Source organism: Myroides marinus (genome assembly GCF_900109075.1).
GTDB classification, from domain to species: Bacteria; Bacteroidota; Bacteroidia; order Flavobacteriales; family Flavobacteriaceae; genus Flavobacterium; species Flavobacterium marinum_A.
In genome coordinates this window covers 37,099-59,511 of sequence record NZ_FNYS01000011.1, presented here as the reverse complement: position 1 = coordinate 59,511, position 22,413 = coordinate 37,099, and the positions used below count along the sequence as shown (strand labels likewise).

The 22,413-nt window shown below is 32.7% G+C and carries 25 protein-coding genes; 11 read left to right on the top strand and 14 right to left on the bottom strand.

Annotated features, from left to right (window positions below):
* Positions 1-126: 126 nt before the first annotated feature.
* The 3 genes from BMX53_RS11985 to BMX53_RS11980 all read left to right on the top strand — a co-directional run bounded on the left by BMX53_RS11985 (position 127) and on the right by BMX53_RS11980 (position 2,203).
* Positions 127-1,632: a SulP family inorganic anion transporter gene (locus BMX53_RS11985; protein WP_074746550.1), complete on the top strand. Its 1,506-nt coding sequence runs from the start codon at positions 127-129 to the stop codon at positions 1,630-1,632.
* 83 nt (positions 1,633-1,715) lie between these two features.
* Positions 1,716-1,868, top strand: a complete 153-nt coding sequence (locus BMX53_RS19125; RefSeq protein WP_164071959.1) for a hypothetical protein — start codon at positions 1,716-1,718, stop codon at positions 1,866-1,868.
* Positions 1,869-1,870: 2 nt separating this feature from the next.
* Entirely contained in the window at positions 1,871-2,203 is a 333-nt protein-coding gene (locus BMX53_RS11980; protein ID WP_074746548.1) for a hypothetical protein, read from the top strand.
* A 35-nt stretch (positions 2,204-2,238) separates the two neighbouring features.
* Here BMX53_RS11980 and BMX53_RS11975 read toward each other — a convergent pair whose 3' ends face one another.
* The 7 genes from BMX53_RS11975 to BMX53_RS11945 form a co-directional block, all read right to left on the bottom strand.
* Positions 2,239-2,964 carry a hypothetical protein gene (locus tag BMX53_RS11975; protein WP_074746546.1) on the bottom strand — a complete coding sequence of 242 codons (726 nt, stop codon included), beginning with the start codon at positions 2,962-2,964 and terminating at the stop codon, positions 2,239-2,241.
* A 10-nt stretch (positions 2,965-2,974) separates the two neighbouring features.
* Complete coding sequence (locus BMX53_RS11970) at positions 2,975-3,676, bottom strand: SH3 domain-containing protein (protein ID WP_074746544.1); 702 nt, start codon at positions 3,674-3,676, stop codon at positions 2,975-2,977.
* A gap of 96 nt (positions 3,677-3,772) precedes the next feature.
* Positions 3,773-4,732, bottom strand: a complete 960-nt coding sequence (locus tag BMX53_RS11965) for a Fic family protein (RefSeq protein WP_208597255.1) — start codon at positions 4,730-4,732, stop codon at positions 3,773-3,775.
* A gap of 109 nt (positions 4,733-4,841) precedes the next feature.
* Positions 4,842-5,021 carry a type II toxin-antitoxin system Phd/YefM family antitoxin gene (locus tag BMX53_RS11960; protein ID WP_038985851.1) on the bottom strand — a complete coding sequence of 60 codons (180 nt, stop codon included), beginning with the start codon at positions 5,019-5,021 and terminating at the stop codon, positions 4,842-4,844.
* Positions 5,022-5,137: 116 nt separating this feature from the next.
* Positions 5,138-5,749 (bottom strand): Vat family streptogramin A O-acetyltransferase, encoded by a 612-nt coding sequence (locus BMX53_RS11955; protein ID WP_074746540.1) that lies wholly within the window; start codon positions 5,747-5,749, stop codon positions 5,138-5,140.
* A 182-nt stretch (positions 5,750-5,931) separates the two neighbouring features.
* Entirely contained in the window at positions 5,932-6,963 is a 1,032-nt protein-coding gene (locus BMX53_RS11950; RefSeq protein ID WP_038985849.1) for a cysteate synthase, read from the bottom strand.
* 82 nt (positions 6,964-7,045) lie between these two features.
* Positions 7,046-9,106: a S9 family peptidase gene (locus BMX53_RS11945; RefSeq protein WP_074746538.1), complete on the bottom strand. Its 2,061-nt coding sequence runs from the start codon at positions 9,104-9,106 to the stop codon at positions 7,046-7,048.
* A gap of 270 nt (positions 9,107-9,376) precedes the next feature.
* Between BMX53_RS11945 and BMX53_RS11940 the strand changes: the two genes are divergently transcribed.
* Positions 9,377-11,743, top strand: a complete 2,367-nt coding sequence (locus tag BMX53_RS11940) for a TonB-dependent receptor domain-containing protein (RefSeq protein WP_074746536.1) — start codon at positions 9,377-9,379, stop codon at positions 11,741-11,743.
* 310 nt (positions 11,744-12,053) lie between these two features.
* Here the strand turns inward: BMX53_RS11940 and BMX53_RS11935 are convergent, their stop codons facing one another.
* The 6 genes from BMX53_RS11935 to BMX53_RS11915 all read right to left on the bottom strand — a co-directional run bounded on the left by BMX53_RS11935 (position 12,054) and on the right by BMX53_RS11915 (position 16,159).
* On the bottom strand, positions 12,054-12,593 hold the full coding sequence (locus BMX53_RS11935; protein WP_038985847.1) for a GNAT family N-acetyltransferase: 540 nt from the start codon (positions 12,591-12,593) through the stop codon (positions 12,054-12,056).
* Between the two features lie 9 nt (positions 12,594-12,602).
* Positions 12,603-12,755, bottom strand: coding sequence for a hypothetical protein (locus tag BMX53_RS19120; RefSeq protein ID WP_164071958.1), 153 nt, complete (start codon positions 12,753-12,755; stop codon positions 12,603-12,605).
* 174 nt (positions 12,756-12,929) lie between these two features.
* The gene (locus tag BMX53_RS11930) at positions 12,930-13,367 is read right to left on the bottom strand and encodes a toxin-antitoxin system YwqK family antitoxin (RefSeq protein ID WP_074746534.1); all 438 of its coding nucleotides are present in this window, start codon (positions 13,365-13,367) and stop codon (positions 12,930-12,932) included.
* Positions 13,368-13,407: 40 nt separating this feature from the next.
* Positions 13,408-15,111, bottom strand: a complete 1,704-nt coding sequence (locus BMX53_RS11925) for a S41 family peptidase (RefSeq protein ID WP_074746533.1) — start codon at positions 15,109-15,111, stop codon at positions 13,408-13,410.
* 189 nt (positions 15,112-15,300) lie between these two features.
* Positions 15,301-15,828 (bottom strand): NADPH-dependent FMN reductase, encoded by a 528-nt coding sequence (locus BMX53_RS11920; protein ID WP_074746531.1) that lies wholly within the window; start codon positions 15,826-15,828, stop codon positions 15,301-15,303.
* Positions 15,829-15,841: 13 nt separating this feature from the next.
* A complete protein-coding gene (locus BMX53_RS11915; protein ID WP_038985844.1) occupies positions 15,842-16,159 on the bottom strand; it encodes a GNAT family N-acetyltransferase in 318 nt (105 codons plus the stop codon).
* Positions 16,160-16,923: 764 nt separating this feature from the next.
* Here BMX53_RS11915 and BMX53_RS11910 point away from each other — a divergent pair.
* The 7 genes from BMX53_RS11910 to BMX53_RS11880 all read left to right on the top strand — a co-directional run bounded on the left by BMX53_RS11910 (position 16,924) and on the right by BMX53_RS11880 (position 21,545).
* Positions 16,924-17,247 carry a YbaB/EbfC family nucleoid-associated protein gene (locus BMX53_RS11910; protein WP_038987926.1) on the top strand — a complete coding sequence of 108 codons (324 nt, stop codon included), beginning with the start codon at positions 16,924-16,926 and terminating at the stop codon, positions 17,245-17,247.
* A gap of 4 nt (positions 17,248-17,251) precedes the next feature.
* Entirely contained in the window at positions 17,252-18,013 is a 762-nt protein-coding gene (locus tag BMX53_RS11905; RefSeq protein ID WP_074746529.1) for a DUF4369 domain-containing protein, read from the top strand.
* A 42-nt stretch (positions 18,014-18,055) separates the two neighbouring features.
* Positions 18,056-18,619, top strand: a complete 564-nt coding sequence (locus BMX53_RS11900; protein WP_074746527.1) for a Crp/Fnr family transcriptional regulator — start codon at positions 18,056-18,058, stop codon at positions 18,617-18,619.
* Between the two features lie 100 nt (positions 18,620-18,719).
* On the top strand, positions 18,720-19,724 hold the full coding sequence (gene cobT / locus BMX53_RS11895) for a nicotinate-nucleotide--dimethylbenzimidazole phosphoribosyltransferase (RefSeq protein ID WP_074746525.1): 1,005 nt from the start codon (positions 18,720-18,722) through the stop codon (positions 19,722-19,724).
* Complete coding sequence (locus tag BMX53_RS11890; protein ID WP_074746524.1) at positions 19,721-20,497, top strand: adenosylcobinamide-GDP ribazoletransferase; 777 nt, start codon at positions 19,721-19,723, stop codon at positions 20,495-20,497. Before cobT ends, BMX53_RS11890 begins: the two co-directional genes overlap by 4 nt.
* Entirely contained in the window at positions 20,482-21,042 is a 561-nt protein-coding gene (locus BMX53_RS11885) for a histidine phosphatase family protein (RefSeq protein ID WP_063176674.1), read from the top strand. Before BMX53_RS11890 ends, BMX53_RS11885 begins: the two co-directional genes overlap by 16 nt.
* Positions 21,043-21,116: 74 nt before the next feature.
* Complete coding sequence (locus BMX53_RS11880) at positions 21,117-21,545, top strand: SRPBCC domain-containing protein (RefSeq protein ID WP_074746522.1); 429 nt, start codon at positions 21,117-21,119, stop codon at positions 21,543-21,545.
* A 21-nt stretch (positions 21,546-21,566) separates the two neighbouring features.
* Here the strand turns inward: BMX53_RS11880 and BMX53_RS11875 are convergent, their stop codons facing one another.
* Complete coding sequence (locus tag BMX53_RS11875; protein WP_038987919.1) at positions 21,567-22,328, bottom strand: hypothetical protein; 762 nt, start codon at positions 22,326-22,328, stop codon at positions 21,567-21,569.
* Positions 22,329-22,413: the final 85 nt, after the last annotated feature.

Sequence of the window (22,413 nt, the reverse complement as noted above, 5' to 3'; positions counted from 1 at the left end):
ACAATTAATCATTTTTATTACACTACCTATTTCTCATTCATCTTAAACTATTACAAAAACAGCTAGCTTTATAAGCGTAAGAATTAATTATAAATTACTTTTGTCACTCTAAAAACAGACAACTTTATGTTACAAAATATATTCGGACTAAAGGATAAAAATATTCTAATACAAAATGAAATATTAGCAGGACTAACAGTAGCTATGACGATGATTCCTGAATCATTGTCTTTCGCTATACTAGCAGGTTTACACCCTTTAACAGGACTATATGCAGCCTTTCTTATGGGAATTATCACAGCTATATTTGGTGGTCGTCCAGGTATGGTATCTGGAGGTGCAGGAGCTACTATTATTGTCATGATTTCATTAATCTCAATGTATGGTGTAGAATACCTATTTGCAGCTGTGGTACTAGCAGGTATTATACAGATTATGGTAGGTGTATTAAAGTTAGGTAGATTTGTTCGATTTATACCACAGCCGGTTATGTACGGTTTCTTAAATGGATTAGCTGTAGTTATATTTTTTGCACAGATAGCCCAATTCAAAATAGACATAGATGGTGTAAGCACTTGGCTTAGTGGAATTCCTCTATATATGATGATAGGTTTGACATTGTTAACAATATTTGTTGTTACCCTATTTCCTAAAATCACTAAGAAAGTACCTGCTACTCTAATAGCTATTATAGTAACTACAGCAGTAGTATTCTTGTTTCAACTAGACACACGCAAAGTAGTAGATATAGCTCATATCAGTGGTAGTTTACCTTCTTTTCACATTCCATCTCTACCTTTCACACTAGAGACTCTACAGATTATCCTTCCATTTTCATTAGTAATGGCGGGTGTAGGACTAGTAGAATCTTTACTTACACTAAATATTGTAGATGAAATAACAAACTCTAAAGGAGACACAAATAAAGAAGCAGTAGCACAAGGGGTTGCTAATATTACTAATGGTTTCTTTGGAGGTATGGGAGGTTGTGCTATGATAGCTCAGACATTAGTTAATCTAGATGCTGGAGCAAAAAGCAGAATAGCAGCTATCATAGGTTCTTTAACTATACTAGCCATTATTCTAGTAGGAGCACCAGTTATAGAACAAATACCATTAGCTGCCTTAGTGGGTGTAATGATTATAGTAGCTATTACCACATTCAAGTGGGTATCTTTCCAGCTAGTAACTCGTATGCCTAGAGCAGATATTTTTGTGTTATTTCTAGTTACTGGAATTATTATACTTACACATAACCTAGCATTAGCAGTTTTAATTGGTGTGATAGTCTCTGCACTAGTATTTGCTTGGGACAATGCAATACGCATACGTGCTCGAAAATCATTTGATGCAGATGGCAATAAGGTGTATGCTATCTACGGACCTTTGTTCTTCGGTAGTACTACAACTTTTACAGAGAAGTTTACTCCTCATAAAGACACTACTATTATTACTATTGATTTCTTAGAGTCTAGAATAGTCGATATGTCTGCCTTAGAAGCAATTAAGAAAGTAGTAGATAAATATAAAGAGCATAATAAACAAGTAATCTTAATCAATATCAATGCAGAGGGTAAACGTTTGCTATCTAATTCTAAGCTATTCACTAATGATTTATTAGAAAACAATTAGATTACAATAGTTAAGCACCTCATTATTAAGCATTATTCTTTATATTTGAGTATTAACCACTACAATTTAAAAACACTATTATTATGCTTAAAATATCACTATCTGTATTACTAGCTATATTAGGAGGCTATCTAATCTTTTTAGGGCTTAAAGCTGATATGCTACCTCCTACTATCACAGGTATAGGTTTCTTTATCATCGCTATTATATTTAATCTACCTAAAGACAAAAAGTAGAAGTGAACAAATACGCGATTACAGAAGAAGAAAAAGAAACTCATTGGAACTACTGCGAGGCTAATAAACTCCCATTTATTACATTAAAAGACTGTGGAGGAGACTACAGTGAAATATTCATTGATGTTACTAACCTGCCTATACCTTTAGAAGACCTTTCATTGAAGCTAAAAGAATACTACTTCACTTATTTAGAGTTTCTTTTATTAGATGATAAGATATTCGACAATTATAAAGATCAATATTATTACTTTCTTTTTCTAGTCAAAAAGGAACATTCTTCTAAGATTGGCAATTACGTATTTGATTATATAAAAGAACAATGGCTAAAATAAAAAAGGACAACCTCATCAGTTGTCCTTTTCTTGTCTTATAATGGCTTTCTCGTAATAAAACGACCAAAGTATTCATCATTCTTAATAATCCAAGCTACAGTATATGTTCCTGCTGCATCTCCATTCGTTGTAAATATATACACTACATTGTTCTCTCTATCAAAAGTACAATGAGAACGAAGGCCTTGATTTGGGCTAAACATATTCTCAAAAGAGGTCACAGGTAGCTCTATCGCATGTCCATGTTTATTAACGACAATAGAAGAATAGTTTCTCAACTTATGTAATCCTTCTATTCCAAAAGCTTCTTTATCCTTATATGCTATTAAGCTGTAAGTATCATTGGCACCTTTATACTGAGGAACAAAGTTTGTTCTATTCTCTTCAAAGTTCACTTCCTCTATATTCATTTCTGTGCGTATTCCATTACCCTCAAAGATAAGGTTGCTGTATGACTGTTTATTTAGAGAAACCTTTTCAAAAGAGCTCAACTCTTTTAGTTTTGAAGTCTGAATATAACCTGCTGGACCTATCTTCTCATCTGATAAACTCACATTTTGCCACTCAGCATTCTTATCATAACTATCCTTAGCTATATACACTATATCACCACTACTTAGTTGTCTAATCACTCCAGACTTACCATCAGCTTCTTTTCTTATATCTACAGAACCTCTCGTATCTACTACTGCAAATAACTGAGCAAAAGCAACATTACTACCGAATAGTAAACCTATCGTTAATACTAATAATTTATTCATTCTTCTTTATTTAAAATAATATAAAAACATCGTTATACTCATATTTACCGTTCTTAAATACCCATACCACAGTATAAGAACCAGCTCCATCACTATTATTAGCAGTTAAGTAGATTGTATTATCTGACTTATCATAGTAACATGCTGTATATTCCGCACCACTGGGTTCAAACATATTTTCATATGCTTTTATAGGCACAACAATGTCTACCCCATTTTGGTTTACTTTAATAGAGGTATAATGTGTTTTAGGTTCTATTCCATCAGTTCCTCTCATCTCTTGTCCATTATACTCCCAAAGAAAGTTTGTCCCTTGATGCTTGCTAAACTTACTTTTATTCTTTTTAAAATCAAAAACTCCCATACGTATATTAACACTAATATTACTTCCTGCGAATTTTAATTCATCATTAGTAGAACTTATTAAAGGGATATGAGTATAGGTCTCTAACCTTTTCAAACGAGAGTTATGAACATATCCTCCAATTTCATTACTAATTCCTGTATCTATTGTTGACCAATTAGCATTACTTTCATCTACATCAAATAAAAGAACTATCTCACCAGAATTAACCTTCCCTACTATATTACTATTAGCATTTCCCTTTTCTCTGATATTTACATAGCCATCTTTATCTACTATTTTTGCTAATTGTCCATAAGACATCGTAGTCCCTATAAGAGCTAATAACAAAATACTTATTTTTTTCATTACCTACCTTTTGCACAAATGTAACAAACTATCTTTATAAATACTGATAGTTGTTCAGTCTTAAAACACAAAGGATGATAGTATCATATGATACTATCATCCTTTGTATTGGTAACTTACAAATCTGTGTTCCCCTTCCTTATTAAGCATACCTATATCTACACCATATTTTAGGTCTCTACTTGCTGTAGATGTTGAAATATTCTTATACTGTTGTAAATAATCTTTTCGAGTAAATGATTTATTACCTATTTTTTCTTTAAATAGTTCTAGTCGTTCATCGATTGTTAAAGTTTTATTCTGCAAACTTAATACTTCTCTCAAAACACTTAACATAAGTTCTAACATAAACTCGATAAATGGGGTAGAATGCCCCATCTTATCAGATAGTGATAATACATAATAATATCGTTCTTGATTTTGCTTAATCAGACTTTCTATAGGTAAATATTCAAAAACTGGATATTGCTCCATTAATATAATTGTTTGCCATAACCTTCCCATTCTACCATTGCCATCTAGGAAAGGATGAATAAACTCAAACTCATAATGAAACACACAACTTTTAATCAACGCTAAATCATCATCAGTCTTTAAATAACTAAGTAAATCATTCATCAATCCTCTTACCATATCACCACCTGGAGCAATATGCTCTACTTTATTTCCCTTAACTATACCTACATTTCGTGTGCGTAACTTTCCTGCATTATCTATTAGCCCTTCCATTAAAAGTTTATGAGCCCTCTCCAAATCTTTTAAGGAAGAAGATTTAAAAGTTCTCAACTGCTCATATACCTTAATAGCATTTTGCACCTCTAATATATCTTTTTTAGGAGCTATAATGCGCTTATTATCTAGTAGAGCTGTAATCTGTTCTTCTGTCAATGTATTCCCTTCTATTTCAAGAGAGGATTGAATAGTCTTTATACGGTTTTTCTTTCTTAACTCCGTTGTAGGTTTATACAAATGACTTCCATTTATTTCTCCTAAACATTCTGATATTAAGTTTACCTGCTTTAGTATAGTACTAGTTATTTGATAAGGTGGTTTCATCTTTGATAGTATCATATGATACTATCAAAGGTACAAATTCATTCTTTATACTCACAAAAAAACACCTCAGCAGAGGTGTTTTAATTAAACATAGCATGTTTATATCACTTTAATTTGAAGATATTTCGCATTTAATACCTTTTAATGAATTGTATTCTTCAATAGGAATAATAACCACTCCTCTCTCACTACACTCATTCACTACTACTTCATTTCCACTGTCCATTACAAAGTCAATATATGTACATACATCCTCTGTGAAGTCACTAAAACTAATTACTTTATTCATATTTTTAATCCTTTTGAATGTATTAATACAAGTATTAGACCAAAATATAAATATCCGTAAAAAAACTTTTAATATTTTATGATAAAAACCAATGAATAATCTACGAACGCAGACTATTACTCGCTTTTATCAGTAAGATATTTTAGATTATTCGTTATCTTCTCTATATCCCAATTCCACCATTGCATCTCTAATAGTTCCTTTATCTTAGCCTCAGAAAACCTCTTCTTTATCTCTTTTGCTGGATTACCTCCTACGATACTATAAGGAGCTACATCTCTTGTTACAGTAGCATTAGAAGCAATAATAGCACCATCACCAATATATACTCCAGGCATAATTGTTACATTAGTTCCTATCCACACATCATTACCTACTACAGTATCTCCCTTATAAGGAAGATCAGACAACTTAGGTTCTACTACTTTCCAATCTTTTCCAAAGATATTAAACGGATAAGCTGTGATACCATCCATCTTGTGATTAGCCCCATTCATAATAAAAGTAACACCTGATGCTATCATACAAAACTTACCAATAATCAGTTTATCTCCTATAAAATCGAAGTGATACTTCACATTCTTCTCAAAGTTATGCACATCTTCAAAGTCGTCATAGTAAGTATAATCCCCTACAATGATATTTGGGTTAGTGATTATGTTTTTTAAGAAGCATAATCTATCATAATGCTCTAAGGGGAAGGTATCATTACTATCTGGTATATTCATATCATCTTACTTTATAGAAGTACTTTATTAAATAAAAAAGCACCTTATTACAGGTGCTAATATAGGCTATTCGTAGTGAAATTCACATTTCAATTCTTCCATTTCATTGTACAGTTAACAAGTAAACAAACAAAAAAGCACCTCATCCGAAGAGAGGTGCTTTCCATATCTTATCTATTTAATTACTTGATATAAGTAATCTCATTCTTTGGTTCTCCATCTAAGAAACCTTGTTGCTCCATCCACGCATCACTATAGATTTTACTCATATAACGAGAACCGTGGTCAGGGAATAACATCACTACAACGCTATTTTCGTCAAATGCTCCTTCTGCAGCATATTGTCTTGTAGCTTGTAGCACTGCACCAGAAGTATATCCTAAGAATAATCCTTCTGTACGCGCTAACTCTCTTGCAGTCTGTGCAGCATCTTTATCTGTTACCTTCATAAACTTATCTATCACAGAGAAGTCAGTAGCTGTAGGAATTAAGTTCTTTCCTAATCCTTCTATTTTATAAGGAGCTATCTCATTAGGATCTAACTCACCTGTTTCGTGGTATTTCTTTAATACAGAACCATACGCATCTACTCCTAAGATCTGAATGTTTGGGTTCTTTTCTTTTAAGAAACGAGCTGTACCAGATATTGTACCTCCTGTACCAGAACAACAAACGAAGTGAGTAATCTTACCTCCTGTTTGTTCCCATATCTCAGGACCTGTAGATAGGTAATGAGCTTCTGTATTTAATTCATTAAAATACTGGTTGATATAGATAGAGTTAGGTGTTTCTTGTTGTACACGCTTAGCTACCTCGTAGTATGAACGAGGATCTTCAGCAGCTACATTAGCAGGACACACATATACTGTAGCCCCCATTGCACGTAACATATCTATCTTATCTGGAGAAGACTTATCACTTACTGATAAAATACATTTATACCCTTTAATAGCACTCACCATCGCAATACTAAATCCAGTATTACCAGATGTAGTCTCTACGATAGTACTACCCGGTTTTAATATTCCTTTTTTCTCAGCAGCCTCGATAATGTGCATTGCTATTCTATCTTTTGCAGATTGTCCAGCACTGAACGCCTCTACCTTACCATAGAAATTCCCTCTTAACTCTTTCGTTGCTTTACTCAATTTTACAATTGGCGTTTTTCCTACAAGAGCCAATACATTATCATACGCTTGAATTTCTTCTTTCATAATATCTTATTTACTATTGATAGATAAACCTTTCTTTTACCTATCGATGTTATCCTAACAAATTTACTAAAAATGAAATTAACTACGCGTTAATTCCCTCTAAATCGAACATAAAAGCGAACTCTTTTGCCACTTCTTTTAATGCCTCAAAACGACCTGAAGCACCACCGTGTCCTGCCTCCATATTTGTATCTAAATACAGTTGTTTATCATTTGTCTTCATTACACGCAACTTAGCTACCCACTTAGCAGGTTCCCAATATTGTACTTGCGAATCGTGAAGCCCTGTAGATACATACATATTTGGATAATCTTGAGCTTTCACATTATCGATTGGAGAGTACGAAAGCATATAATCGTAATACTCTTTCTCATTCGGATTACCCCATTCGTCATATTCTCCAGTAGTCAACGGAATTGTATCGTCAAGCATAGTTGTCATTACATCTACAAATGGTACTTGAGCAATCACTCCATTGTACAACTCTGGACGTTTGTTTACTACTACTCCCATCAACAATCCTCCTGCCGAACCACCTTCAGCATATAAATGCTCTACAGACGTATATCCTTCAGCAATCACATACTCTGAACAAGCGATAAAATCATCAAACGTATTCCACTTTTCTAATAACTTACCATCTTCATACCACTGACGTCCCATATCTTCTCCTCCTCTAATATGTGCTATCGCATAAATAAATCCACGATCTAACAAACTCAAACGCGTAGTAGAGAAATAAGGCTCCATAGAATATCCATAAGAACCATACGCATATTGTAAAAACGGATTAGTACCATCTTTCTTCATCCCTTTCTTATACACGATAGACATTGGTATTTTCACCCCGTCTTTTGCAGTTGCCCAGATGCGTTCTTCTACATAATTATTCTTGTCAAATGTCCCTAACACTTCTTGTTCTTTCTTCACTTCCTTCTCACGCGTACGCATATTGAAGTCAATTACAGAAGAAGGTGTATTCATAGACTGATATCCATATCTCAATATCTCCGTATCGAAGTCTAAGTTAGTACCTGTATATGCATTGTATGTTTCACTCTCAAATGGCAAGTAGTACGCCTCTTGCTTCTTGTCCCAAGGTTGTATTTTCAAATGAACTAATCCATTCGAACGCTCTGAGATCACTAAGTAATCTTTAAAGATATCAACTCCTTCTAACAGCACCTCGTCTCTGTGAGGAATAAGCTCTACCCAATGCTCTACTCCAGTTTTATCTTCTGGACATTGCATCAACTTAAAGTTATCTGCCTCGTCTAAGTTAGTCATGATGTAGAAATGACCATTATAGTGAGAGATATTGTACTCTACTTCACGCACTCTCTCTTGGAAGATTCTAAACTCTCCATCAGGATTATTAGATTCTAAGATACGATACTCACTTGTCAGTGTACTCTCACTTCCGATTACCAAGTATTTACGCGATTTCTCTTTAAAGATATGCGTGTCAAAAGTGTCATCCTCTTCGAAGTACACTAATACATCTTGCTCTATTGGCGTACCTAATTTGTGTTTGTAGATTTTATCTGCACGAAGAGTTACTTCGTCTTTACGAGAGTAAAACAACGTTTTGTTATCCGCAGCCCAAGTCGAGCTCCCCGTTGTTTTCTCTATTGAGATAGGAGATAATTCTCCTGTTATTAAGTTCTTTACTTGTAGTGTATATTCTCTACGAGATACAGTGTCTACCCCAAAAGCTACCCATTGGTTATCCTCAGATACATTGATACCTCTTAAGTGGAAATAAGACTGTCCTTCTGCCATCACATTACAGTCAAACATAATCTCTTCTTCGGCTTCTAAGCTCTCTTTCTTACGAGAAAAAATAGGGTAGTCTTTTCCTTTTTCAAAACGAGTGATATAGTAATACCCATTGTAGAAATAAGGTACAGAACTATCATCTTCTTTTATTCTACTCTTCATCTCCTCAAACAAATCTGTTTGAAAAGCCTTCGTATGTGCAGTCTCCGCCTCGTAATATGCGTTCTCTGCATTTAAGTAATCGATTACTTCCTGATCTTCTCTATCGTTTAACCAAAAGTAATTATCTATTCTCGTATGATTGTGTGCTGTTAGCTCATGAGGTTTCACTGTAGCCACTGGCGCTTGTATATGCTTACTCATTATTCAATTGTTAAAACACAAAAGTAAGCTATTCTAACTTAAATAATTGCTAGGACTATCTAAATGCAACTTACTAGTCCATTTATTGGACTCTAGTAGTTATAGAGATATTATTCTCTCTCTACTCCCCATATAACACTTCATTCTTTATAAAAATTCAAACTATTCTTATCTAAAAGCCTGATAATATGTCAATTTGAATATGTTTTACAATTGACTAGAATATTAAAATAACATATTTTTACTATTAAACCTTATTAAAAGTGCTACATGACTAAAATCATACAAAATAACATCTACTTATTATTCATATTTCTTCAGTCATTTTATTCTTTCTCACAGAACAAAATAACAGGTCAAATCCTTGACAAGGAAAACAATCCTATTCAATTTGTGACAATACAACTACATACAAAGGATCATATATTAATAAAATCCGATATTTCTAATGAAAATGGAATATTTGAAATAGAAGAAAAAACAGGACATTATCTATTCCAAGCTTCTTATTTAGGAAGTCTTCTTTATGAAAAACAGATAGACTTAGACAAAGACATTAATCTAGGAGTTATTACATCTAATAATGGAATTGAATTGGCAGAAATTGTTATAGAGTCAAAACTGAAGATGAAAACTAATTTTGACAAATATGAAATCACTAATATATCTAATTCAATTCTAGCAAAAAACAAGTCTACTCTTGAGTTTCTAAATACAGTACCCATTGTCAATGTAACTCCTGATGGTAAAGCAATCAAAATAAAAAACTCTAAGAATGCCATAATATTAATAAATGGTAAAAGTGTTGGTGGTAATGAAGTTGCTTTAAGTATATTACAATCTACTCCCGCCACAGATATCAAAAAAGTTGAAGTAATAGAACATCCTGGTAGTAACTACAGAGCTAGTGATAATGGTATCATTAATGTAATCATAAATAAGTCAAAAAAACAGCCTTTTAAAGTTGTTCTAAATGCTAAATCAACACAATCATTTTATAACACCCAAGAGGGTTCTGGGTATCTCGCATTTTCTAAAAACAAATGGTTTTTAACTTCAGGAATTAAAATGGAAAATGCCAAGTTAAAATCTAATCAAAGCGATTCATACTTTGACTTTATTACTAATTACAATACCCAAATACACAACAATTCTATCTCAAAAAGCACAAACTATACTCCTTACATAAATATTGATTACTCTGTAAATAAAAATCAAACCATAGGTATAAATTTAAGCTCTAGGTTTAGTAATAATGAAAACAATAGACATATATCTAATTCTTATTACAACTTAGCAAACAATCAATTAGACTCTATAAACACTACAAATACTAAAAACAAACTAAGTAATTACCATGTAGTATTTTTCAATTTAAATCATACGATTATAACGGACACTTTAGATAGTAATATAAGTTCAGATGTTAGTTATTACAACTCTAGAAATAATAGAGAGATATTTAATACATTCTCATATAGTAACCACAATAACAATAAATTATTACAAAACCCTGACAACACTTACGAGGTAATTGACTTTAAATCAGATTATGATAAGAACTTTAAAGATCGTAGTAAACTTACTACAGGGGTGAGTTATACAAACAGTAATATCAAGAGTGACAATTTCTTTGGAACGTTTAATGGTATAGAATATATATCAAATCCTAAACAAAGCAACATCTTTAGTTACAAAGAAAATTACTTTGCTTTATATGCAAAATATCGCAGAATGTTTTCTGAATCATTTGGAGTCCTTGCTGGTTTACGTTACGAATACCTATCAGCAGAAGGCACTTTAAAATCAGATACAAAAACTGTAAAGATCAACAATTCAGACCTATTTCCTTCTTTAGCTATTATGTATGGTATAAACGATGAACATCTATTAACTCTAAATTTTGCTAGTTCCATAACGCGTACACCATATAATAATCTAAACCCTTTTGTATATGTAAATTCTCCTAGTTCAATTCAAGTTAACAACCCCTACCTTAAAAATACAAAAAAATCTTTTATAGGCTTGACTTATACCTTTTTTGATGATTTTAATCTAGAGTTAGGTTATGCGAAATCTCATAATCTCTTTAACAACTTTGATACCATAAAGGATAATCTAATTATAAGTACTATTGATAACTATGGAAATAATGATGCTTATGGAGCTAACTTTTACTTTAATAAAAGCATCTTTAAGAACTATTGGAATCTATCATTTAGTACAACTTTAGAGATATCTAATATTAGAGGAGAATACAATGCTAATCCTGTTAAAATAGACAATGCTAATCTTACTTTAAATGTAAAAAACAATATCTTTTTAGATAAAGAAAAAAACTCTACCCTAACATTAATCTATGGATATGACAATGGCTCCGAAGATATATTTGGTAAATTAAATGCTCAACATTCTTTAAGTATAGACTTAGGTAAATCATTTAATGATTTTTATATCAGTGCAGGAGCTTATGATTTATTAACTACAGATACCTCAATGCAATTTACTAACTCAGTTTATGGATTTGATAAAAAAAGAGAATATTATAAAAACTATTATATCAATATAAGGTATACTCTTGGTAATAAAAGAGTGAGAACTGTAGCCGCAAAACAACAAAACGAACGTTTAAATTAAAAGCTCAATCGAACGGATCAAATCAATCCGTTCGACATATCACACTCTTAGTGTGTATCTATTGTTGTAGATGTCTCAATTCCCTTATTACCTATCTTCTTCTCTCTATCATAAACACACATTCTTAATTACAAAGTCACAACCGCTTTCCCTACTGCTCTGTTAGTTTTGCAGCTAAGTAAGCTAATGCCCTTTATCGAATACCTCAAGCAATGGGAGAGAAACAAATAGAGAAAGAACGTATACAAATGTAATTTATACAACAAAGGTCAGAGGTGTTCCCTCTGACCTTTGTTGTGAATATACCTATCTAATCCTCTAAACGCATTAAATCGAAGTACATAAATCTATGTTTATCATTAATATCTGAATTTAGAAGAAATACAAAATCATTCTTTCTATACATTTCTATCTGTTTAGGTTGATTATAGGCATCTAATATCAGTAATCTACAAGCAGGTTTATACTCAATAAAAGTCCATACTTTTATAAAATCTAAAAGCTGATGAGATAAGCCTTTACCTTGATACTTTTTATCAATACCTAAACGAGTTATTTTAATTGCGGGATATTGTCTGATCCTTTTACTATTCGGTAGCTTTATATTTCTATGTAACTTATTCCAAATAGAGTTCTCATATCCTAAATCATTTAAACAATCACTGGATAATGCAAAAAAAGCAACTACTTCATCTTTATCTAAAAACAGATAAGTGTTTGTAATCTTTTCTTTCTGATAGTTTAATGAATCGTTCTGTAAAAAATCATTGAGATCTTCATCTAAACAATCAAAACTATCTACACGAGTTGTTTCATCTAAAGATACCAAACGAAAATCAGACAAAACCATACTTCTATTTTATTTTTTAGCCAATACCTTTTCTACCAAATCAATCATACTTTTCTTTTTCGAGGCAGATACTTTATTATCTCTACTTTTTGAAATCACAGCATTAAATTGTTTGGAATCCTCACCTTTTATTGTTGGTGTTATTTTTATATCTGTTGCCATAACTATTTAATTATTAAAACAATGTATCATCATTACAAAGGTAAAGAATAATATTCTTTACTCTACATAATTAAAACATAAAGAATCAAATAGTTAATACTAAAAAAGATTAGAACTTCTTTTAATCCCTCAAATACTATCTTCATCTAATTTAATAACACATATTCCTCTTACTTAGTCACTCACTACTTTACCGTTCTTATATTGTCTTTTAACCTTAAGCACACCTGCTTCGTCATATTCTTTATAATCTCCTTCTAATACACTATCCTCATAGATTGGAATCATCATCATCTTACCAAACCTTGTACAATACTTCTTATCTTCTATAAACTTACCATACTCATAATTCTTCTCTGTTTTAAGCTTTCCATTATCATAATACTCACGTTGAGGACCTTTCTTTACTCCTTGATTATAAGTTGTCTCTTCTTTTACCTTACCATTCTCATAATAGACTACAGCAATGCCTGAAAATAAAATACTTGTGGTGCTAGTAAAATAACGAGATACGTATGGCACAAACTTTAACTCTGTATAATTTACCCGTTCTTGAGACCAAACTGATATAGTAATAAAATATACTAATAATAACAAAGCTCTAAATTTCATAATATAATTACTTTTCAAACAATTAAAACATATTACGTATCTAATCCTTTTCCAACACATTCTCCTTTGCCCAATCCACTGCATACTGTATCGCCCCATAACTGTTATAACCTGTAGCCTGTTCTGGTACGATGTGATCTACCTTTATTCCATTGCGTTGTACACTATACGTTCTATCATTTGGATAGAAAGCTCCCGCACTAGTAAAGTCTATAGTAGTCCCATCTTTAAGAATAACGAGCTTTCTATTCATTACGGCACCAGCTGTTTGATTACCTATCGTTACACAATTAGGTGCTTGTTGTATAGCCATTGCCAAAAACTCAGACTTACTTGCTGTATTACGATCTACTAATAGTATTACAGTTCCCTTGTAATAATCTTTATTCTTATTACCAGTCACAAATGGGTCTGCTACCATCATTATAGCTCCTTTTGGTCCCCACTCTCCATAAGCAGGACTACTCCACGTTAATAAATCTAAAAACCTACGCTTCTCTGGCAATAGATACTTCGGTACATCACGTTCACTAATTTCCTTTGGATAATTTCTCAAATCCAAGATAATCGCTTTTTTATCAGCAAAGTTTTTAAATGTTTCTTTTAAACTCTTAGGAGTTGCCTTATCTAAATTGTAATAACCAACACCTTGAGGGAGAGTAGGAAACTTATCCTCATAATACAAAGACACCCAATTATTCAACTTACTCAATTCATCAAAGGTAAACAAACTCACCTCTGTGTTAACAATATCGCCATTCCCCCTTTTAATCCCTAATGTTAACTTCTGTTTATCGCTTATAAGAGGAAAAAGATATTTCAAATAATGTTTTGCAGAAGATGAGTTAGAGCTACTTATATACTTCGTAAACTTATTAGCGATATACTCTTTGACTGGTACCTCATCTACACTAAAAATAACATCTCTTAAAGCTATATTTTCTTTTTGAGCAATATCCTTATCTTGTAAAGAAGTGATAACTAAAGAATCGTTTACTAATACACTTCTAAACATACAGTGATATTTAAAATTATCTTTGAGATACTTGCTTGCTGTGTAATCACTATGAGAATCATCTAAAAAAGCAAATAACTCATCTTTTAGGTAATCAAAATCCTTTCCTTTTTTATCTTTTACCAATGGAATAAAAGTAGTCAATACCTCATCCCAAGGAGTTGACGTTAAATAAATATTGACGTTAGCATAGCGCATAGTATTCCAAAAAGAAGACAAAAACAACATACGATGGCTTTCGTTCTCATTGCTAAAGTCAGATAGACCTTTTTCATTTTCTATCCTTAAGGATCCTGCCATGCTATGAATTCTTAAGTAATACTCTCCTACATTTGCATTATCTCTTAAATCTCCTAATGTAGTTTTTAGTGCGTCATTATAACTCGCATCCTCTATCCATTCAAACCTTGCATTTTCTTTAAACCTTGTATCATCATTATCTTTAAACTGTTCTTTTTTCGTAACACGTCTAGAAGAGTCAAATTTCTTAATCCACTGTATTAAAAAAGTATTTAGCTCCTCTTTAGTATTCAACTTCAGAACATTCGGATAAGCCTTCAGAAACTCTTGATCCATATCGTAACCTCCATTACTTACATTAGGGTGCTTATATTTTACTAATCCCCATGTTCTAATAAAGTGCTCTGTATTAGTCAGCGATATATTGTTGTTTTGAGCAAAAGTGAGTGTACAAAATAATAAAGTAAATAAGATTATAATCTTTTTCATAATATAATTAGTTTGGTGTTTAAGTCAACAACGTAAGCAAACAGAGGCTTATTCTCCTTTAACAATAAAATAACTTTGCTATTCAATGACAGTTAAAGCTTTATAGAAGACTTTTTCACAAAACAAAAAAAGGTCAAAAGTAAACACCTCTGACCTTCATATTTATAAATCAAAAAACTATAAGTACTATTAAAGTTCACTTCTAAACTTTGATAACTTTTCTTTTAATTCTGTATTTAATTCTCCGTTGATAATACCATTTACCTCATCAAAGTTTTCAAAAAACTTAGGTAGAGCAAAAGTATCTCTAATATCTCCTCCAAATCCAGGAAACACATTCTTAGCAATAGTCAGCGAGTTTTGTCCACCATATCCACCTGGAGAAGTTGACATCACAAACATTGGCTTGTTTTGCAACAACTTTAATTCGATACGTGAACACCAGTCAAACAAGTTTTTAAAGCAAGCTGTCCAGTTGCGATTGTGCTCAGCCATAGAACAGATAATAGCATCCGACTGACTAATCTTCTCTAAGAATAACTTAGCCCCTTCTGGAAAACCGTTTTTCTCCTCATCTACTGAGAAAGGAGGTACTTTATAATCCCTTAGATCTATTACCTCTACTTCTCCATCAGGTAAAAGTGAAGCACTGTACTCTACTAACTTCTTATTAATTGATGTACTAGATGTACTAGCAGCGAATCCTAATATCTTCATTCCTTATTTATTTTTAAAGTTTATCGTATGCCGGAAAATCAGTTGATACTACACGTTTCCACTCAGGATGTCTCTTGATATACGCATATACTAACGGACATAGTGGAAACAATTGATAGTTATTTTCTTCTATATACATCAGGCTTTTCTCGATTAGAGCAGTAGCTACTCCTCTCCCTGCTAGTTCCTCTGGGCTCTCTGTATGTATAAGTTTTATTATCTGTCCTTCTTCTGCATAATCTATAAAGGCAGTATATCCATCTACAGTTAGTTCAAATCGTTTGGTATCAACATTTTTATTCACTCCTAAATTTACGAATTCTTCTTTCATATCTATCTCTTTTTGATTGTTAATTCTTTTGTTTGACAAAGATAAGAGCTCTTATCCTATGCTACACTTGATGTAGATTAAGAAGTCAGCAAATCTCTTTAGTAAAAACACAAAATCTCATTTTGTCTAACTTTTATATCTAATACTAAAAAGATTTTTATCTTTTTGTTTCTATTTCTAATGGTATTTTCTACCTAGTGCTAGTACAATGCTAGTATAGTGTAAGTATAGTGCAAGTACCAAAACACCGTAAAATGGTACTAAAACTATACTAGCACTATGATAAGATTATAGTTACATATCAACTAAAACCATTCGCAAAATTCACCAATAATAAAACAGAGACCTTATAGTAATGCTTCTATTAAAAAATCAAACATGTCTATTTTTTATAAAAACTATTAATTACTTAAAAAAACAATCACTTAATAACTTAAAACACATATTACTAAACATAAAATCATAAAAAAAATCAATTAATAAATAGCTTTGGCACGATATATGTAAATATCATAATACAACAAAAACAACAAACATTCTTTTTCTTGAGCGACCTAGTCACCCCCAATGACTAGGTCGCTTTTTCATTTGTTATAATTTAATCTGCTAACGGAAGAGTATAGAGCTGTATAATTAGTAGTATAACACAGAGCTAACAGACTGATACTAATAGATTATGAAGTCTTATTAACTATTCTCTAACAAAAATGTACAACTTCAAAAGATTTTAATATTTTTGCGACACTAATTTAAATACATTAAACATGTTTGGAGACTTAATGGGAATGATGGGTAAACTACAAGAAACCCAAGCTAAAATAGAAGAAACAAAGAAAAGATTAGATACAGTATTAGTAGATGACCAGAGTAATGACGGATTATTACAAGTAACTCTTACTGCTAATAGAACTATTCGTTCTTTATCTATCTCTGACGAATTAATGGAAGACAAAGAACAATTAGAAGATTACTTAGTGATGGTGCTTAACCGCGCTATAGAAAAAGCATCTGCTATCAACGAAGCTGAACTAGCTGCAGCTGCTAAAGATGGTATGCCGAATATACCTGGACTTGACCTATTTAAATAATATTATGAAAAAAGTTGTTTGCGCTCTTTTACTTGCTACTGGAGCTTTATTTATGTCTTGTAATAAAGATAATGCTAAGGGCAATCTAACTGTTACGGGTAATGTAGATGGTTTTAAACAAGGTAAACTATACCTATATCAAATACAAGATACAGTATTTAAAGCTATTGATTCATTAACTATTAAAGGGGATTCTAAATTTAAGTTTACACTTAACATTGATTCTCCTGAGGTGTTCTTTTTGACATTAGATAGAGGATATACTAACTCACAGGACAACCAGATTATGTTCTTCGCTGAGCCAGGTCAGATGACTATCAATACTACACTAAAGAACTTCTATAGCGATGCTAAAGTTACAGGTTCTAAATCACAAGAAGTGTATGATGATTACTTAAAGACTCGTTCTCTAATTATTGAAAAACAAAACAACTTATTAGTTGATATCTTTAATGCTGAGAAAGAGAATAATATTACTAAAAAAGATAGTTTAAACAACTTGTCTAAAAAATTGACAATTAGAAAATATCTTAATGCGGTAAACTTCGCTATCACTCATAAAGAATCTGATGCGAGCCCTTATATTGCTCTTACAGATCTATACGATGCTAATACTAAACTATTAGATACGATCTATAAGTCGTTATCTACAGATGTATTAAAGCATAAGTATGGAAAACAACTTGATGAGTATATCAAAGAGAGAAAGGCTGCTGAAGCTCAAGCTCCACAAGTACAACCTACTTCTACTGAAGTACAACAATAACAAAAAACGCCTTATAGGCGTTTTTTTGTATGTTTACTACCTATGTCACTATCAATACACTTACAGCAATCTCTACAGTTATCTACTGACGAAACGCGTATCGCAGAAGAATTATTTACTCCTATTACTTTTAATAAGGGTGATATATTTATAAACCCTATACAAAAGAATATTCCCATGTACTATATCACAGAGGGGTATGTACGTGTATATGCGCTACAGGATGGCAAAGAAATAACTCAGTGGATAGGTAGTCCACACTACTTTATGACTGACTTAACCGCTTGGTTATTTAACGCTCCTATCAAATGGACAGTAGAGGCACTCACTCCTGTGACTGCTCTATGTATAACGAAGTCTGATTATGATAAACTATCTATACAGGTTAACAATTGGGCTGAGAAAGAGAGAAAATTTATCGGTCACTGCTTTGAACAAATGGAAAAAAGAATATTCCAATTTATATCTCTTAATGCTGAGCAGCGCTATATCGCATTCTTTGACCAGTTAGGTCACTTGTTTAATGAGGTACCACATCAGTATATCGCTTCTATGCTAGGTATGACACCTGAAACACTTAGCAGATTACGAAAAAAGACAGTCTGACTCTTTATAGTAGCTTAATTAGACTAAGCCTACATTTTATCTAGCATTCCCCTAGCCATGTCTTTTTCTGTTATATTTGTGTCAACCAAGACACTATAAAATGAATATTGAACAACAACTACAAAGTAAAATCGACCTAAAAACAAAACCACTAAAAGCTTTAGGTCTATTAGAAAAAATCGCTTACAAAATAGGAAAAGCACAACAGACTCTAACTCCTCAACTAAGTAACCCTACTATAATTGTCTTCGCTGCTGATCACGGATTAGCTAAAGAAGGTGTAAGTGCTTATCCGACTGAAGTAACTTATCAGATGGTGCTTAACTTTCTAAATAAAGGTGCGGCTATCAACGTGTTTTGCAAACAAAATAATATCAACCTAAAAGTAGTAGATGCTGGGGTTAACGCTACATTTGATTCACATCCAGATCTAATACAGGCCAAGGCTGGACTAGGTACTCATAATATGATATCTGGTAATGCGATGACACAAGACGAATTAGACTTCTGCTTTAAATCAGGTCAACAGATAGTAACAGATATAGCCACTACTGGTACTAATATCATAGGATTCGGAGAGATGGGAATCGGAAATACGTCGTCTGCATCATTGCTGATGAGTACTATCTTAAACCTTCCTATCGATCAGTGTGTAGGTAGAGGAACAGGACTAGATGACACAGGATTAGAACGCAAAAAGAATATATTATCTACTATTATAGATACACACCCTAAACCTAATAATGCTAAAGAAGCATTACTACAATTCGGAGGTTATGAGATAGCACAGATGTGTGCAGCTATGCTAGAGGCTTATAAACATAATATGCTTATTATGGTAGATGGTTTTATCGCTTCGAGTGCGTTCTTATGTGCATCTAATCTAGAACCGAAGATTATAGATAACGCTATCTTCTGTCATAAGTCAGACGAGATTGGGCATAAGTTATTACTGCGTTCATTTGACGAACAAGCTATTTTAGATATGAACTTACGCTTAGGCGAAGGCACTGGATGTGCGCTAGCTTACCCACTTATACAGAGTGCTGTGGCATTCTTAAACGAAATGGCTAGTTTCGAATCTGCTAATGTATCTAACAAATGATTCGAAGAGAACTAACCTATTTTCTCACTGCTGTGATGTTCTTCACTAGGATACCTATCCCATATAAGTTACCTTACAGCAGTGAGATTATGAATAAGTCACAGAAGTACTTCCCCGCTATAGGATACTTAGTAGGAGGTATGGCTATACTAGTCTATTGGGGTGCTACTTATTTATTTTCTGCTGATATTGCTATAGTATTATCTATGGTATCGACAGTATTATTGACTGGAGCGTTTCACGAAGACGGATTCACAGATGTCTGTGACTCCTTCGGAGGTGGATATGGCAAAGAGAAGATTATGACTATTATGAAAGATAGTCGTATAGGCGCTTATGGCGTGATCGGTATTGTACTGCTATTATTGTTGAAGTTTTTGGCTCTAAATAGCATTGCTCCCTTATCTACTACTTTTATACTAGCAGTAATGCTAAATGGGCATATTACTAGTAGATTTCATGCAGCTACTGCTATATATACACATAAGTATGTGAGAGATACAGATGATAGTAAGTCTAAACCTATGGCTAATCAGAGACCTAGTATTTCTTCTCTATTATTTTCGCTAGTGCTTACACTTATCCCTTATATACTGTTTGACAGCTGGTTATTTATTATTGCTTTTTTTGTTAGTTACATCGGAAAAATGTACTTAACTATGTACTTTAAAAAGCACATAGGCGGATATACTGGAGACTGTCTCGGCACAATACAGCAGGTATGTGAAGTCTTATTTTACTTAACAACACTAACACTATGGAAATTTATGTAATACGTCATACGAAGGTAGATGTACCCCCAGGGCATTGCTACGGACAGACTGACGTAAATCTCTTAAATGACTATCCGGATGAGATAGCTCTATTTAAGAACAGGATACCAGCTGACCTCGATGCTGTTATCTCTAGCCCTCTAAAGAGGTGTACATTTATCGCTGATGATTTTAGCCAATGGTACTCTACTGATGACAGGCTTATGGAGATGAACTTCGGATCGTGGGAGATGAACAGATGGGATGATATCCCGAAAGATGAATTACAAAATTGGATGGACAACATCGCACTTACTTGTCCTCCTTATGGCGAAAACCTATTCGCTGTACAAGAAAGGGTTACTTCCTTCTTAGATGAACTCAGAAAAGGCACTTACAAAAAAGTCTTGTTAGTCACTCATGCAGGTCCTATACGATGTATGTGGAATTACCTACTACAGACTCCTCTAAACAATACCTTTAAAATACCGATAGACTTCGGAGAAGTATTTCACTTTAACTTAGGGGATACATCTCACGATGATTTTATCATTAAAAAAGCTTAGCGTATACTTTCTTGATTAATATCAAGAGATTATTTTTCTCAAATATCAAACTTTGCTCTATCAAATTTATAGATATGAAGATAGAAACAAGTATCAATATTCGAGCTAACAAAAAGGATATTTGGGAGGTATTAATGGATTTTAATGAATACAGTAGTTGGAACCCATTTATCAAATCCATAAAGGGCATAGCATCTATAGGGATGACTCTAGAGATAACGCTACCAACGATGAAGTTTAGGCCTGTAGTACAAGTAAAGAAAAACGAAGAATGCTTTAGTTGGCAAGGAAAGCTGTGGATAAAAGGTTTATTCGATGGGCACCATCAATTTGAGATTAAAGAAATCGATGAAAATAACTGCTTATTTATACACAGAGAAGAATTTAGTGGACTACTAGTCCCTATGCTAAAAAAACAATTGGAAACAGATACTCGTCAAGGATTCGAGGCAATGAATAAAGCATTAAAAGAAAGAGCCGAAAAGGCACAAAAAAACTCGTGAATCACTTCACGAGTTTTTTGTTTATTCTTCTATCTCTATCGGTTTATTTACACTGAATGGATCGTAACTCTTTACTTCCCAATCTTTACTTAATAAATCAATATAGTAGTAATTAACGTTATCATCTTTATCAAATGCTCCGTTCTTATTAATATCTTCTATACTTCTAAAGTACAATCTATTTTGAGCATCTATCACAGTCCAATCTAATAACTCGTGAAGATCTACAGTTAGCTTCTTAAAGTTCTTACCACTTCCGTTACTAATATATAATGTCTTAATATCATTAGAGTCTAACTTCCCATCTCTGTTAGTATCGGCATCAAAAACACTATAAACTAATATATTCTTTTTTGTCTTTTCTGCCAATGGGTTAAGGTAAGTAACACTTTGGATTTGTATTTTCTTATTTGTCAATGGTCTGATCTGAAGAGAATCTTTGTGTTGGAACATTAGGTTCTCTAGATATCCCGTTAGCTCAAAAGGAGCATAATTAGATACCGTATATGAAGTTTGATTTACTTTACTCATACCTGTCTTAGACGAATATGTATATACTCTAACTTCTCCGATAGGATGAATAAGATAATCTGACTGTCCCATCAATACTGGCAAATCAGCAATGCGTATATCTTCTGAACGGTCTTTATCACTTACCGTCTCAGTAGCTGCAGCAGAGGTACCATCTTCTTTATATATAACTTTAGGCTTATCTGCTTCTTGTTTACACGCTGCGAACAATAAAAGTGCAGCTCCTAAAAACAATCCTATTCTAACTTTCATACTTGAAATTTTATAGTCCAAAGATACATAAATCCTTATTTCTTTACACATCTGTAATAATCATTTTTTTACTACTTATTCCTTC

What these genes read in the sequence shown, in the direction of transcription:
- BMX53_RS11985 (WP_074746550.1), top strand. Translation starts at nt 127, where the DNA reads ATGTTACAAAATATATTCGGACTAAAGGATAAAAATATTCTAATACAA.
- BMX53_RS19125 (WP_164071959.1), top strand. Translation starts at nt 1,716, where the DNA reads ATGCTTAAAATATCACTATCTGTATTACTAGCTATATTAGGAGGCTAT.
- BMX53_RS11975 (WP_074746546.1), bottom strand. Translation starts at nt 2,964, where the DNA reads ATGAATAAATTATTAGTATTAACGATAGGTTTACTATTCGGTAGTAAT.
- BMX53_RS11970 (WP_074746544.1), bottom strand. Translation starts at nt 3,676, where the DNA reads ATGAAAAAAATAAGTATTTTGTTATTAGCTCTTATAGGGACTACGATG.
- BMX53_RS11965 (WP_208597255.1), bottom strand. Translation starts at nt 4,732, where the DNA reads ATGAAACCACCTTATCAAATAACTAGTACTATACTAAAGCAGGTAAAC.
- BMX53_RS11960 (WP_038985851.1), bottom strand. Translation starts at nt 5,021, where the DNA reads ATGAATAAAGTAATTAGTTTTAGTGACTTCACAGAGGATGTATGTACA.
- BMX53_RS11955 (WP_074746540.1), bottom strand. Translation starts at nt 5,749, where the DNA reads ATGAATATACCAGATAGTAATGATACCTTCCCCTTAGAGCATTATGAT.
- BMX53_RS11950 (WP_038985849.1), bottom strand. Translation starts at nt 6,963, where the DNA reads ATGAAAGAAGAAATTCAAGCGTATGATAATGTATTGGCTCTTGTAGGA.
- BMX53_RS11945 (WP_074746538.1), bottom strand. Translation starts at nt 9,106, where the DNA reads ATGAGTAAGCATATACAAGCGCCAGTGGCTACAGTGAAACCTCATGAG.
- BMX53_RS11940 (WP_074746536.1), top strand. Translation starts at nt 9,377, where the DNA reads ATGACTAAAATCATACAAAATAACATCTACTTATTATTCATATTTCTT.
- BMX53_RS11935 (WP_038985847.1), bottom strand. Translation starts at nt 12,593, where the DNA reads ATGGTTTTGTCTGATTTTCGTTTGGTATCTTTAGATGAAACAACTCGT.
- BMX53_RS19120 (WP_164071958.1), bottom strand. Translation starts at nt 12,755, where the DNA reads ATGGCAACAGATATAAAAATAACACCAACAATAAAAGGTGAGGATTCC.
- BMX53_RS11930 (WP_074746534.1), bottom strand. Translation starts at nt 13,367, where the DNA reads ATGAAATTTAGAGCTTTGTTATTATTAGTATATTTTATTACTATATCA.
- BMX53_RS11925 (WP_074746533.1), bottom strand. Translation starts at nt 15,111, where the DNA reads ATGAAAAAGATTATAATCTTATTTACTTTATTATTTTGTACACTCACT.
- BMX53_RS11920 (WP_074746531.1), bottom strand. Translation starts at nt 15,828, where the DNA reads ATGAAGATATTAGGATTCGCTGCTAGTACATCTAGTACATCAATTAAT.
- BMX53_RS11915 (WP_038985844.1), bottom strand. Translation starts at nt 16,159, where the DNA reads ATGAAAGAAGAATTCGTAAATTTAGGAGTGAATAAAAATGTTGATACC.
- BMX53_RS11910 (WP_038987926.1), top strand. Translation starts at nt 16,924, where the DNA reads ATGTTTGGAGACTTAATGGGAATGATGGGTAAACTACAAGAAACCCAA.
- BMX53_RS11905 (WP_074746529.1), top strand. Translation starts at nt 17,252, where the DNA reads ATGAAAAAAGTTGTTTGCGCTCTTTTACTTGCTACTGGAGCTTTATTT.
- BMX53_RS11900 (WP_074746527.1), top strand. Translation starts at nt 18,056, where the DNA reads ATGTCACTATCAATACACTTACAGCAATCTCTACAGTTATCTACTGAC.
- cobT (WP_074746525.1), top strand. Translation starts at nt 18,720, where the DNA reads ATGAATATTGAACAACAACTACAAAGTAAAATCGACCTAAAAACAAAA.
- BMX53_RS11890 (WP_074746524.1), top strand. Translation starts at nt 19,721, where the DNA reads ATGATTCGAAGAGAACTAACCTATTTTCTCACTGCTGTGATGTTCTTC.
- BMX53_RS11885 (WP_063176674.1), top strand. Translation starts at nt 20,482, where the DNA reads ATGGAAATTTATGTAATACGTCATACGAAGGTAGATGTACCCCCAGGG.
- BMX53_RS11880 (WP_074746522.1), top strand. Translation starts at nt 21,117, where the DNA reads ATGAAGATAGAAACAAGTATCAATATTCGAGCTAACAAAAAGGATATT.
- BMX53_RS11875 (WP_038987919.1), bottom strand. Translation starts at nt 22,328, where the DNA reads ATGAAAGTTAGAATAGGATTGTTTTTAGGAGCTGCACTTTTATTGTTC.